Raw genomic sequence first — 13,991 nt, forward strand, 5'->3', positions numbered from 1 at the left:
CCTACTTGCCGGTAAACTTCGCCTTGCCAGGACCGTTCTCGACGAACGACGTCATGCCGATCTTCTGGTCCTCGGTGGCGAAGCCGGCGGCGAACAGGTGCGCCTCCAGCTTGAGGCCGCTGTCCAGGTCCATGTCCAGCCCGCTGTCGATGGCCGCCTTCGCAGCGGCCAGCGCACGGGCGGCTGCCTGGGTGAACTGGCCGGCCCAGGCCTTGGCGGCGGTGTAGACGTCGTCCGGGGCCACCACCTCGTCGATCATCCCGATGGCGAGCGCCTCCTCCGCGCCGACGAAGCGTCCGGTGAAGATGATGTCCTTGGCCTTGCTGGGGCCCACCAGGCGCGCCAGGCGCTGGGTGCCGCCGGCGCCGGGGATGATGCCCAGCAGCAGCTCGGGCTGGCCCACCTTCGCGTTGTCGCCGGCGATCCGCCGGTCGCAGCACAGTGCCAGCTCCATGCCGCCGCCCAGGGCGTAGCCGGTGATGGCGGCCACGGTGGGCTTGCTGATCTGTGCCACGGCCCGGAACGACTGGGTGAGCGAGCCACCGTCGGCGGCCATCTCGGCGTAGCTCTTGCTCGCCATCTCCTTGATGTCCGCGCCGGCGGCAAACACCTTCTCGCCGCCGTAGACGATCACCGCGCGCACGTCCTCGCGCTGGTCGGCCTCCTCGGCCGCCGCGCGCAGCTCCCGGTGCAGCGTCTCGTTCACCGCGTTCATCGGCGGGCGGTTCAGCCTGATGGTGCCGATGCCGTCCTGGACCTCGAGTGACACGAATTCAGCCATGGGCGGCACGCTACCGTCCCGGTGCGCCACCGCGGCAACCCTGTGTCAGGCCCGGCGGGCGAAGTACCGGCCGTCGATCTCGTCCAGCTTGATGGAGGCGCCGAAGGTCTCGCTGAGCGCCTCGCCAGTGATGACGTCCTCCACCAGGCCGGACGCGACCTCGCGGCCCTCGCGCAGCAGCAGGGCGTGGGTGAACCCCGGGGGGATCTCCTCCACGTGGTGGGTCACCAGCACCATGGCCGGCGCGTCGGGGTCCATCGCCAGCTCGGACAGCCGGTGTACGAGGTCCTCCCGGCCACCCAGGTCAAGGCCCGCGGCCGGCTCGTCGAGCAGCAGCAGCTCCGGGTCGGTCATCAGCGCCCGGGCGATGAGCACCCGCTTGCGCTCCCCCTCGGACAGGGTGCCGAAGGCGCGGGTGGCCAGGTGGTCGGCGCCGAGCTCGGCCAGCAGCTCGTCGGCCCGATCGGTGTCCATCGCGTCGTAGGCCTCGCGCCAGCGCCCCAGCACGGCGTAGCCGGCGGAGACCACCAGGTCGCGCACCTGCTCCTCGGCGGGCACCCGGTTGGCCAGCGCTGCCGAGCACAGGCCGATGCGCGGGCGCAGCTCGAAGACGTCGGTGCGCCCCAGCACCTCGCCCAGCACGTGCGCGGAGCCGGCCGTGGGGTGCTCCTCGGCGGAGGCCAGCCGCAGCAGGGAGGTCTTGCCCGCCCCGTTGGGCCCCAGCACCACCCAGCGCTCGTCCAGCTCGACCTGCCAGGACAGCGGTCCGAGCAGCGTCGTGGACCCTCGGCGCAGGGTCACCTCGTCGAGGTCGACGAGCAGGTCGGGATCCGGTTCGCGTTGCACCACGCCGACCATCTTCCCGCACGGCCTCCAGGGGCAGAGGGCAGGATGCCCTCCGTGTCGCCTGAAACCCCTCCGCGCCCCGGGGCACCGTTCCCGCTGGGCGCTCACCTGACCGCCACCGGCGCCCGCTTCGCCGTCACCTCCTCGGCGGCCGAGCGGGTGGAGCTGTGCCTGCTCGACGACGACGGCGGGCAGCGCTGGGTGGAGCTGGTCGAGCGCACCTTCGACGTGTGGCACGGCCTGGTGGAGGGCGTGCGCGAGGGCCAGCGGTACGGCTACCGGGTGCACGGCCCTGGCCTGCCCCCGGCCACGCCACCGGCGCTGCTGCTGGACCCCTACGCCCGCCGGGTCGCCGACGGGCTGGGGGTGGTGACCGCGGCCGGCGGTCCTCCCACCGGCACCGCCCCGCAGGTCCCGTGGGAGGAGACGGTGATCTACGAGCTGCACGTGGGCAGCTTCACCTCCACCCACCCGGACGTGCCGGAGCAGCTGCGCGGCACCTTCGCCGGCGTGGGCCACCCCGCGGCGGTGGCGCACCTGGTGTCCCTGGGCGTGACCGCGGTGGAGCTGCTGCCGGTGCACGCCATCCGCACCGAGGACGGGGTGGCGGCGCGGGGGATGCGCAACCACTGGGGGTACTCCACGCTCGGCTTCTTCGCCCCGCACCCCGGCTACGCGGCCACCCCGGGCGCGGAGGTCGCCGAGTTCCGCGCCATGGTCGCCGCGCTGCACGAGGCCGGCATCGAGGTGCTGCTGGACGTGGTCTACAACCACACCTGCGAGGGCGGGGCGGACGGCCCGGTGCTGAGCATGCGGGGCCTGGACCCGCAGGCCTACTACCTGCACTCCCCCGACGGCAGGCTGCTCGACCTCACCGGCTGCGGCAACACCCTCGACCCCGCCTCGCCCACGGTGGTCCGCCTGGTCACCGACTCGCTGCGCTACTGGGCGCAGGAGATGGGGGTGGACGGCTTTCGCTTCGACCTGGCCAGCGCGCTGGGCCGCCCCCGCGGTGCCGAGTTCGACCCCCGGGCCCCGCTGCTCACCGCCATCGCCACCGACCCGGTGCTGAGCACCCGCAAGCTGATCGCCGAGCCGTGGGACGCCACCGGCCCCGGGTACCAGGTGGGCGGGTTCGGCGTGCAGTGGTCGGAGTGGAACGACCGCTACCGCGACACCGTCCGCGACTTCTGGTGCGGCAAGGCCACCCGGGGGGAGCTGGCCTACCGGCTGTCGGGCTCGTCCGACCTCTACGCCCGGGGCGGCCGCCGACCGTGGTCGAGCATCAACTTCGTCACTGCCCACGACGGCTTAACCCTGCACGACCTGGTGTCCTACGAGCGCAAGCACAACGAGGTCAACGGCGAGGACAACCGGGACGGCACCGACGACAACCACTCCTGCAACCACGGGGTGGAGGGCGCCACCGACGACCCCGCGGTGCTCACCTCCCGGGCGCACCACGTGCGGGCCCTGGCCGCGACGCTGATGCTCTCCACCGGCACCCCGATGCTGCTGGCCGGCGACGAGCTGGGCAACACCCAGGGCGGCAACAACAACGCCTACTGCGCACCCACCAGCACGGCAGCGCCGTGGACGCTGGACTGGGTTGCGGCCGACCCCGACCTGCTGGAGTTCTACCGCCGGCTGGGGCGGCTGCGCCGGTCCGCCCCCGCGCTGCGCCAGCCAGAGTTCTTCGAGGGCCGCGACACCCCGTCCGGGCAGCCCGACCTGGTGTGGTTCGGCGCCGAGGGCACCGAGATCACCGACGCCCAGTGGCAGGACCACACCCAGCGCACCGTGCAGATGTGGGTGGACGGCGGCGACGTGCGCTCCCACGACCGCCACGGCGACCTGCTCGCCGACCACAGCTGGCTGCTGGTGCTGCACAGCGGTGCACCGGCCCAGGTGAGGCTGGCGCCGGTGGGAGAGCTGGAGGTGGTGCTGGACTCCGGCTCCCCCACCGGCCTGCCCAGCGGGCCGCGGTTCCTGGCCGGCGGCACCACCGTGACGGTGCCCGAGCACACCCTGTGGGCGCTGCGGGTGCTGCCTCCCCGCGCCTGAGGGAGGCAGCACCGGCACTCAGGCCAGCGACACCAGACCCAGCTCGGCCGGACCGGACAGCAGCTCGTTGCGGGGCAGCACCCGCACGGTGTACCCGGCGGCGCCGGCGTGCGGCAGGGGCACCTGCAGCTGGTAGGTGGTGGCCCCGGAGCCGTCGTTGGCCGCGCCCGCCGACTGCATCTCGTAGACCTGCACGTCGGTGAGCTCCTCGTCGGCGCCGATCCGGCCGAGCACCGCCTGCACGGTCACGTCCTGCTCGCGCAGCCCGGCCAGCTCCACGTTGGCCGTCAGGGTCAGCTCGGCCCCGATCACCGGCGTGTCGGGCAGCCCGGTGGCGTCCACTCCGGACACCCGCACCAGCGGCCACGCCGACTGCACGGCGTGCCGGTAGCCCGCCAGCTGCTTGGCGGCGCGGAAGTCGTCGGCAGCCATGGCGTGGGCAGCCACCGCGGCCGGCCGGTAGTAGCCCAGCACGTACTCGCGGACCATCCGAGAGGCCAGCACCTTCGGGGCGAGCTCGCGCAGGGTGTGGCGCACCATCTCCACCCAGCGGGCGGGCAGCCCGTCGTCACCGCGGTCGTAGAAGCGCGGCAGCACCGAGCGCTCCAGCAGCTCGTACATGGCAGCGGCCTCGAGGTCGTCGCGCCGGGTCTCGTCCAGCACGCCGTCGGCGGTGGGGATGGCCCAGCCGTTCTCGCCGTCGAACATCTCGTCCCACCACCCGTCCCGGATGGACAGGTTGAGCCCGCCGTTGAGCGCCGACTTCATTCCCGACGTGCCGCAGGCCTCCAGCGGCCGCAGCGGGTTGTTCAGCCAGACGTCGCAGCCCCAGTAGAGGAAGCGCGCCATGGACATGTCGTAGTCCGGCAGGAAGACGATGCGGTGCCGCAGGTCGTGGGTGTCGGCGAAGCGCACCACCTGCTGGATGAGCGCCTTGCCGCCGTCGTCGGCGGGGTGGCTCTTGCCGGCGATGACCAGCTGCACCGGGCGGTCAGGATCGGTCAGCATCGCCCGCAGCCGCTCCGGGTCGCGCAGCATCAGGGTGAGCCGCTTGTAGGTGGGCACCCGGCGGGCGAAGCCCACGGTGAGCACCTCGGGGTCGAAGACGTCCTTGACCCAGCCCAGCTCGGCCTCGGTGGCCCCGCGCTCCAGCCAGGACGCCTTCACCCGGCGGCGCACCTCGTGCACCAGCTTGGTGCGCAGCTGGGTGCGCAGCTCCCACAGCCGCTCCGCGGGGACGTCGTTGAACATCTCGAACACCCGTGCCTGCCCGTCGGGGCGCAGCGCCTGCGAGACCCGCTCGCGGCCCACCATCTCCTCGGCCATCTCGAACCACTCGCGCGCCGCCCAGGTGGGGGCGTGCACGCCGTTGGTGACGTAGCCGATGGGTACCTCGGCGGCGTCGAAGCCCGGCCACAGCTCGGCGAACATGCCCCGGCTGACCTCGCCGTGCAGCCGGGAGACGCCGTTGGCGCGCTGCCCCAGCCGCAGGCCCATGTGCGCCATGTTGAACATGTGCGGGTCGGCCTCCGCGCCCAGGGCGAGGATGCGGTCGAGGGTCAGGCCGGGCAGCAGCCCGGAGTCGGCGCCGTCACCGGCGAAGTAGTGCCGCACCAGCGAGACCGGGAAGCGGTCGATGCCGGCGGGCACCGGGGTGTGCGTGGTGAAGACGGTGCCGGACCGGACCGCGGCCAGCGCGGCCTCGTAGTCCAGACCGTGCTCGGTGACCAGCTCGCGGATGCGCTCCAGGCCCAGGTAGCCGGCGTGGCCCTCGTTGGTGTGGAACACCTCCGGCTGCGGGTGACCGGTGATGTCGCAGTAGGCCCGCACGGCGCGCACGCCACCGATGCCGGCCAGGATCTCCTGCTTGATGCGGTGGTCCTGGTCGCCGCCGTAGAGGCGGTCGGTCACCCCGCGCAGCTCGGCGTCGTTCTCCCCGATGTCGGAGTCCAGCAGCAGCAGCGGCACCCGGCCCACCTGCGCGATCCACACCCGGGCAGCGAGCACCCGGTCGCCCGGCATGGCCACGTGCACCAGCACCGGGGAGCCGTCCTGGGTGGTGAGCAGCTGCAGCGGCAGGCCCTGCGGGTCCAGGGACGGGTAGTGCTCCAGCTGCCAGCCCTCCGCCGACAGCGACTGGCGGAAGTAGCCCGAGCGGTAGAGCAGGCCCACCGCCACCAGCGGCACCCCCAGGTCGGAGGACTCCTTGAGGTGGTCACCGGCCAGCACGCCGAGGCCGCCGGAGTAGTTGGGCAGCACCTCGCTGACGCCGAACTCCATGGAGAAGTAGGCCACCGCGCGCGGCAGCTCCTCGGTGCGGGCCATCTCCTGGTACCAGCGGGGCTCGGTCAGGTAGGAATGGAGCTCAGCGGCCTGCGCGTCCAGCCGTGTGGTGAATGACTCATCGGCCGCCAGCACGTCCAGCCGGGAGCGCGGCACCTCCCCCAGCAGGCGGACCGGATCGTGGCGGCACGACTGCCACAGCTCCTGGTCGATCTCGGCGAACAAGTCCTGCATGAGGGGGTTCCACGACCACCGCAGGTTCAGCGACAACGGCCCGAGGGCCGCCAAGCGTGCGGGCAGATGGGCTCGGACCGTAAACCGGCGAAGGGCTTTCACATCGCGAGCCTACCGAGAAATCACACTGTGCTCGGCTAGCGCTGCGGCCCGGCGCCCGGCAGGGTAGGACCCGAACCTCTACCCAAACACCCTTTTACGAATGGAGCTCATACGTGAGTGGTCGGCTCGGGATCGACGACGTGGCCCCTGTGGTGGCCTGCGGTCGCTACCCCGCCAAGGCGGTGGTCGGCGAGGTCATCCCCGTCGCGGCCACCGTGTGGCGCGAGGGACACGACGCAGTGGCCGCGACGGTCGTCTGGCGCGGCCCCGGTGCGGGCGCTGCCATGCAGGTGGCGATGACCGAGGGCGCCGAGCCCGACCGGTTCCACGCGCTGCTGCGGGCGGACTCCCCCGGGCTGTGGACCTTCCGGGTGGACGCCTGGAGCGACCCGCTGAGCACCTGGCGGCACGCCGTCAACGCCAAGGTCGGCGTGGGCCAGACCGCCGAGGAGCTGGCCAACGACCTGGAGATCGGTGCGCAGCTGCTCACCGAGGCCGCCCGCAAGGTGCCCAAGGCCAGCCGCGCCCGGGTGGTGGCCGCCGCGACCGCGCTGCGGGCCGACGCCACGGTGGCCGAGCGGATCGCACCCGCCTTCTCCGCGGAGGTCACCGAGCTGCTCCGGGTGTACCCGCTGCGCCAGCTGGTCACCCGCGGCAAGGTCAACCAGGTGTGGGTGGACCGCCCACGCGCCCTGGTCGGCTCCTGGTACGAGCTGTTCCCGCGCTCCACCGGTGGCGTGGACGCCGACGGCAAGCCCGTGCACGGCACCTTCGCCACCGCCGCCGAGGAGCTGCCGCGCATCGCCGACATGGGCTTCGACGTGGTGTACCTGCCGCCCATCCACCCGATCGGCGAGGTCAACCGCAAGGGCCCCAACAACACGCTCACCCCCGGGCCGGATGACGTGGGCTCGCCCTGGGCCATCGGCTCCGCCGAGGGCGGCCACGACGCCATCCACCCCCAGCTGGGCACGCTCGCGGACTTCGACGACTTCGTCGCGCGCACCACCGAGCTGGGCATGGAGGTGGCCCTGGACCTGGCGCTGCAGTGCGCGCCGGACCACCCCTGGGCCATCGAGCACCCGGAGTGGTTCACGGTGCTGCCCGACGGCACCATCGCCTTCGCGGAGAACCCGCCCAAGAAGTACCAGGACATCTACCCGCTGAACTTCGACAACGACCCCCAGGGGCTCTACGTCGAGGTGCTGCGCGTGGTGCGGCACTGGATGGACCACGGGGTGCGCATCTTCCGGGTGGACAACCCGCACACCAAGCCGCCGAACTTCTGGGAGTGGCTCATCGGCGAGGTCAAGAAGACCGACCCGGACGTGCTCTTCCTGGCCGAGGCGTTCACCCGCCCGGCCCGGCTCTACGGCCTGGCCCAGCTCGGCTTCACCCAGAGCTACACCTACTTCACCTGGCGCACCGCGAAGTGGGAGCTGGAGGAGTTCGGCCGGGAGATCACCGACAAGGCCGACGTGGCCCGGGCCAACCTGTTCGTCAACACCCCGGACATCCTGCACGCGTCGCTGCAGCACGGCGGCCCGGGCATGTTCGCCCTCCGCGCGGTGCTGGCGGCGACCCTGGCCCCCACCTGGGGCATGTACTCCGGCTACGAGCTCTACGAGGGCCAGGCCGTGCGCGAGGGCAGCGAGGAGTACCTGAACTCGGAGAAGTACGAGCTGCGTCCCCGTGACTTCGCCGGCGCCCTGGCGCACGGGCAGTCGCTGCAGCCGTTCGTCACCACGCTGAACACGATCCGGCGCAACCACCCCGCCCTGCAGCAGCAGCGCACGCTGCACTTCCACGCGGTGGACAACGACGCCCTGATCGCCTACTCCAAGTTCGACCCGGTCAGCGGAGACTGTGTGCTGGTGGTCGTCAGCCTCAACCCCTTCGGCACCGAGGAGGGCACCGTGTCGCTGGACCTGCCCGCCCTGGGCCGGGAGTGGTCCGACCGCTTCACCGTGCACGACGAGGTGACCGGCGACTACTACCAGTGGGGCCAGGCCAACTACGTGCGGCTGGAGCCGTGGCGCACCGTCGCCCACGTGCTCACGCTGCCGCACCTGTCCGCCGAGGCCCGCACGGCGCTCGCCCAGCGGGCGTAGCACCGGTGTTCCCCCTGCACAGCCCCCGTACCCCCGACACGACGCAAAGGTGAGCAACACGTTGAGCAGCAACCTCGGTCACTCCGTGCCCCCCGAGGCACACGACGCCGAAGGCCACCTCCCGGAGCCCAGCGCGGAGGACTTCGCGCACGCCCGCCAGCTGCGCGTGGACCCCGAGTGGTTCAAGAAGGCGGTGTTCTACGAGGTCCTCGTGCGCGCCTTCAACGACTCCAACGGTGACGGCACCGGCGACCTGCGCGGCCTCGCGGAGAAGCTGGACTACCTGTCCTGGCTGGGGGTGGACTGCCTCTGGCTGCCCCCGTTCTACGACTCGCCCCTGCGCGACGGCGGCTACGACATCCGGGACTTCCGCGCGGTGCTGCCGGAGTTCGGCACCGTCGAGGACTTCGTCTACGTGCTGGACCAGGCGCACCGCCGCGGCATCCGGATCATCACCGACCTGGTCATGAACCACACCTCGGACACCCACATGTGGTTCCAGGAGTCCCGCCGCGACCCCGACGGGCCCTACGGCGACTTCTACATGTGGGCCGACGACGACACCGGCTACCCCGAGGCCCGGATCATCTTCGTCGACACCGAGCAGTCCAACTGGACCTGGGACCCGGTGCGCAAGCAGTACTACTGGCACCGCTTCTTCTCCCACCAGCCGGACCTGAACTACGACAACCCGGCCGTGCAGGAAGCGATGATCGACGTGCTCCGCTTCTGGCTGGACCTGGGCATCGACGGCTTCCGCCTGGACGCGGTGCCGTACCTGTTCGCCCGCGAGGGCACCAACTGCGAGAACCTGCCGGAGACCCACGAGTTCCTCAAGCGCTGCCGCAAGGTGGTGGACGAGGAGTACCCCGGCCGGGTGCTCCTGGCCGAGGCCAACCAGTGGCCGTCGGACGTGGTGGCGTACTTCGGCGAGCCGGACAACGGCGACGAGTGCCACATGGCGTTCCACTTCCCGCTGATGCCGCGCATCTTCATGGCGGTGCGTCGGCAGAGCCGCTTCCCCATCTCCGAGATCCTGGCCCAGACCCCAGCCATCCCGTCCTCCGCCCAGTGGGGCATCTTCCTGCGCAACCACGACGAGCTGACCCTGGAGATGGTCACCGACGAGGAGCGCGACTACATGTACGCGGAGTACGCCAAGGACCCGCGGATGAAGGCCAACATCGGCATCCGCCGCCGGCTGGCCCCGCTGCTGGAGAACGACCGCAACCAGCTCGAGCTGTTCGCGGCCCTGCTGCTGAGCCTCACCGGCTCGCCCGTCCTCTACTACGGCGACGAGATCGGCATGGGCGACAACATCTGGCTGGGTGACCGCGACGCGGTGCGCACTCCCATGCAGTGGACGCCGGACCGCAACGCCGGCTTCTCCCGGGCGGACCCGGCCCGGATGTACCTGCCGGTCATCCTCGACCCCACCTACGGCTACGAGGCGGTCAACGTCGAGCAGCAGATGGGCTCCACCAACACGCTGCTGCACTGGACCCGGCGGATGATCGAGGTGCGCAAGCAGCACCCCGCCTTCGGGCTGGGCACCTTCACCGAGCTGGGCAGCCAGAACCCGAGCGTGCTGTCGTACCTGCGCGAGCTGGCCCCCTCGGCCACCTCGGCGGAGGGACCGGGCAAGACCGCCGACGTCATCCTCTGCGTGAACAACCTCTCGCGCTTCCCCCAGGCCGTGAAGCTGGACCTGAGCCCGTTCGCCGGGCGCATCCCGGTCGAGCTCACCGGTTCGGTGCCCTTTCCCTCGATCGGCACGGAGGAGTACATGATCACGTTGCCTGGCCACGGGTTCTTCTGGTTCGCCCTGCAGCCCGACCCGGCCCTGCAGGAGCCGCACGAGCAGGAGGCCGCGGCGCACCCCTCCGAGGCCGCCAGCGCGGTGCAGGCCTGATGCCGGGGCTCGAGCAGTCCCTCGCCACCTGGCTGCCGCGGCAGCGGTGGTTCGGTGCCATCGGCCACGCCGTCGAGGCGGTGCAGGTGCGCAGCCGGGTGGTGCTGGCCCAGGCCGACGACCAGCGGGTGGAGCACCTGCTGGTGTCGGTGGACCTCGCCGACGCCCCGACCCAGCTGTTCCAGGTTCCGCTGATCTACCGCGCCACCCCGCTGTCCGACTCTGCCGCGGCCGCCCTGCACGGGGCGGTCGGGCAGGACGAGCAGGGCTGGGTCGCCTACGACGGGCTGCGCGACCCCGACGCCATCGCGGTGCTCGCCGAGCACCTCGCCGCGGGGCGCCCGGTCGACCACCTGCGCTTCGCGGTGGAGGACGGGGTCACCATCCCGGCCGGGCTCACCGGTCGCGCGCTGTCGGCCGAGCAGTCCAACACCTCCGTCGTGCTCGGTGAGCTGCTGCTGGTCAAGGTGTTCCGCCGCGTCGCCCCCGGGCTCAACCCCGACCTGGAGCTGCACCGGGCGCTGGCTGCGGCCGGCTGCACCTGCATCGCGCCGGTCCGCGCGTGGCTGGAGGGCGAGGTGGACGGTGAGCCGACCACCCTGGCCATGGCTCACGACTACGCCCTCAACGTGGCCGACGGCTGGCAGATGGCCCTGACCAGCGTGCGCGACCTGTTCCTCGAGGCCGACCTGCACGCCGAGGAGGTGGGCACCGACTTCTCCGGCGAGGCCCACCGCATCGGGACGGCCGTGGCCGAGGCGCACGCCGGGCTGGCCGCCGCGCTGGGCACCGTGGAGTGCGCCAGCACCGAGGGCCCCACCAGCCCCGTGCCCGGCATGCTGGCCCGCCTGGACGCCGCCGTCCAGGTGGTGCCCGAGCTGGCCGAGCACGTCGAGGCGATGCGCGAGGTGTTCCAGGCCGCCGAGCCCTTCACGGCGTCGCTGACGATGCAGCGGGTGCACGGCGACCTGCACCTGGGCCAGGTGCTGCGGGTACCCGCACGCTGGCTGCTCATCGACTTCGAGGGTGAGCCGGCCAAGTCGCTGGCCGACCGCCGCCGCCCCGACAGCGTGCTGCGCGACATCGCGGGGATGCTCCGCTCCTTCGACTACGCCGCGTTCCACCAGCTGACCGGCAGCGAGCACGCCGGCCCGCCCTCGCAGCTGGAGTTCCGCGCCCGGGAGTGGGCACAGCTCAACATCTCCTCCTTCTGCGAGGGCTACGCCGAGGTGACCGGCGCCGACCCGCGCGAGCACCCCGAGCTGCTGCGGGCCTACGAGCTGGACAAGGCCATCTACGAAGCCGCCTACGAGGCGCAGCACCGGCCCACCTGGCTGGCCATCCCGCTGCGGGCGATTCGTCGCCTCAGCGCGGCCGCCACAGGGGCGCCCACGCGCGCCGTACCTGCTCGAACCACAGAGAAGGACCTCACATGAGCACCCCGGCCACCCGCCCCGACGCGCGTCCGGACGCTGTCGAGCTGGCCCGACTGCTGGAGGGCACCCACCACGACCCGCACGCCCTGCTGGGCGCCCACCCGGCCGGTCGGGCCACGATCATCCGCGCCCTGCGCCCCGACGCCACCTCGGTGAAGGCCCGCATCGGCGGCACCGACCACGACCTCGCGCACATCGAGGGCGGCCTGTTCGGCGCCGCGGTGCCGGTGACCGACCTGGCGGACTACCGCCTGGTGGTCACCTACGGCGAGGAGACCACCGTGGTCGCCGACGGCTACCGGTTCCTGCCCACCCTGGGCGAGGTGGACCAGCACCTGATCGCCGAGGGCCGCCACGAGCGGCTGTGGGACGCCCTCGGTGCGCACGTGCGCAGCTACGACACCCCGGACGGCACCGTCGAGGGGGTGTCCTTCGCGGTGTGGGCGCCCAACGCCCGCGGCATCTCGGTGGTCGGCGACTTCGACGGCTGGAACGGCCGGGCCACCCCCATGCGCGCGCTGGGGTCCACCGGCGTCTGGGAGGTCTTCGTCCCCGGCCTCAGCGACGGCACCCGCTACAAGTTCCGGGTGCACGGCGCCGACGGCAGCGTGATGGACAAGGCCGACCCGATGGCGTTCGCCACCGAGGTCCCGCCCGCCACCGCGTCGGTGGTGCACACCAGCAGCTACGAGTGGAACGACGACGCCTGGCTCGCCCGGCGCGCCGAGGGTCGTCCGCACGCCGAGCCGATGAGCGCCTACGAGGTGCACCTGGGCTCGTGGCGGCCGGGGCTGGGCTACCTGGAGCTGGCTGACCAGCTGGCCGCGTACGTGCGGGAGACCGGCTTCACCCACATCGAGCTGCTGCCGGTGGCCGAGCACCCCTTCGGCGGGTCCTGGGGCTACCAGGTCACCTCCTACTACGCCCCCACGTCGCGCTTCGGCACCCCCGACGAGTTCAAGGCCTTCGTGGACGCCATGCACGCCGCGGGCATCGGCGTCCTGGTGGACTGGGTTCCCGCCCACTTCCCCAAGGACGCCTGGGCGCTGGCCCGCTTCGACGGCACCGCGCTGTACGAGCACGCCGACCCGCGCCGCGGCGAGCAGCGCGACTGGGGCACCTACGTCTTCGACTTCGGTCGCAGCGAGGTCCGCAACTTCCTGGTGGCCAACGCCCTGTACTGGCTGGAGGAGTTCCACGTCGACGGCCTGCGGGTGGACGCCGTGGCCTCGATGCTCTACCTGGACTACTCCCGCGAGGAGGGCCAGTGGGAGCCCAACATCCACGGCGGCCGGGAGAACCTCGAGGCGGTGGCGTTCCTGCAGGAGATGAACGCCACGGTCTACAAGAACCACCCCGGCGTGGTCACCATCGCCGAGGAGTCCACCTCCTGGCCCGGCGTCACCCGGCCCACCCACCTCGGCGGCCTGGGCTTCGGGATGAAGTGGAACATGGGCTGGATGCACGACACGCTCGACTACCTGGCCCACGACCCGGTCTACCGCACCTACCACCACCACGGCATGACCTTCTCGCTGGTCTACGCCTGGAGCGAGAACTTCGTGCTGCCCATCAGCCACGACGAGGTGGTGCACGGCAAGGGGTCGCTGTGGGAGCGGATGCCCGGCGACGACTGGAACAAGGCCGCCGGCGTGCGCGGTCTGCTGGCCTACATGTGGGCGCACCCCGGCAAGCAGCTGCTGTTCATGGGCAGCGAGTTCGGCCAGCCCAGCGAGTGGTCGGAGAAGAACGGGCTGCAGTGGGGGGTGCTGGAGGACCCCGAGCGCGGTGCCACCCACCGCGGCATCCAGCGGATGGTCGGCGACCTCAACGCCACCTACCGCAGCCTGCCCGCGCTGTGGTCGCAGGACACCTCACCGGAGGGCTTCGGCTGGATCGACGCCAACGACGCCGAGAACAACGTGCTCAGCTTCCTGCGCCACGGCGACGACGGCTCGGTGGTGGCGTGCGTGGCGAACTTCTCCGGTCAGCCCCGTGAGGGCTACCGGCTGGGGCTGCCCCAGGCGGGCACGTGGCGCGAGGTGCTCAACACCGACGCCGAGGTCTACGGCGGCTCCGGGGTGGGCAACCTGGGTGCGGTGCACGCCACCGACGAGCCGTGGCACGGCCGGCCCGCCTCCGCCGACGTCCGGCTGCCCCCGGCCGGCGTGCTGTGGCTGGTGCACGAGCAGTAGCTCCGAGTTCGTCCACCCCGGCGCCAC

General features: G+C 72.0%; 8 protein-coding genes. 5 read left to right on the forward strand and 3 right to left on the reverse strand.

Annotation, left to right across the window (positions count from 1 at the left end; genetic code table 11):
• Position 1: 1 nt before the first annotated feature.
• Entirely contained in the window at positions 2-781 is a 780-nt protein-coding gene (locus tag AC3YO9_RS13015) for an enoyl-CoA hydratase/isomerase family protein (protein WP_127782645.1), read from the reverse strand.
• Positions 782-826: 45 nt separating this feature from the next.
• Positions 827-1,639, reverse strand: a complete 813-nt coding sequence (locus AC3YO9_RS13020; protein ID WP_489983418.1) for an ABC transporter ATP-binding protein — start codon at positions 1,637-1,639, stop codon at positions 827-829.
• A gap of 33 nt (positions 1,640-1,672) precedes the next feature.
• Here AC3YO9_RS13020 and glgX point away from each other — a divergent pair, with 33 nt between their 5' ends.
• Positions 1,673-3,691: a glycogen debranching protein GlgX gene (glgX, locus tag AC3YO9_RS13025; protein WP_489983419.1), complete on the forward strand. Its 2,019-nt coding sequence runs from the start codon at positions 1,673-1,675 to the stop codon at positions 3,689-3,691.
• An 18-nt stretch (positions 3,692-3,709) separates the two neighbouring features.
• Here the strand turns inward: glgX and glgP are convergent, their stop codons facing one another.
• Positions 3,710-6,310: an alpha-glucan family phosphorylase gene (gene glgP, locus AC3YO9_RS13030; protein ID WP_489983420.1), complete on the reverse strand. Its 2,601-nt coding sequence runs from the start codon at positions 6,308-6,310 to the stop codon at positions 3,710-3,712.
• A 113-nt stretch (positions 6,311-6,423) separates the two neighbouring features.
• On the opposite strand from glgP, the gene AC3YO9_RS13035 reads away from it, so the two are divergent.
• From AC3YO9_RS13035 to glgB, 4 genes are all read left to right on the forward strand, one after another.
• Positions 6,424-8,421, forward strand: a complete 1,998-nt coding sequence (locus AC3YO9_RS13035; protein ID WP_489983421.1) for an alpha-1,4-glucan--maltose-1-phosphate maltosyltransferase — start codon at positions 6,424-6,426, stop codon at positions 8,419-8,421.
• Positions 8,422-8,482: 61 nt separating this feature from the next.
• Complete coding sequence (gene treS / locus AC3YO9_RS13040) at positions 8,483-10,333, forward strand: maltose alpha-D-glucosyltransferase (RefSeq protein ID WP_489983422.1); 1,851 nt, start codon at positions 8,483-8,485, stop codon at positions 10,331-10,333.
• Entirely contained in the window at positions 10,333-11,769 is a 1,437-nt protein-coding gene (locus tag AC3YO9_RS13045) for a maltokinase N-terminal cap-like domain-containing protein (protein ID WP_489983423.1), read from the forward strand. Before treS ends, AC3YO9_RS13045 begins: the two co-directional genes overlap by 1 nt.
• On the forward strand, positions 11,766-13,964 hold the full coding sequence (glgB, locus tag AC3YO9_RS13050) for a 1,4-alpha-glucan branching protein GlgB (protein WP_127782639.1): 2,199 nt from the start codon (positions 11,766-11,768) through the stop codon (positions 13,962-13,964). The genes AC3YO9_RS13045 and glgB overlap by 4 nt, the downstream gene beginning before the upstream one ends.
• The last annotated feature ends 27 nt before the right edge of the window (positions 13,965-13,991 follow it).

The organism is Rhodococcus sp. Z6_132 (assembly GCF_058133635.1).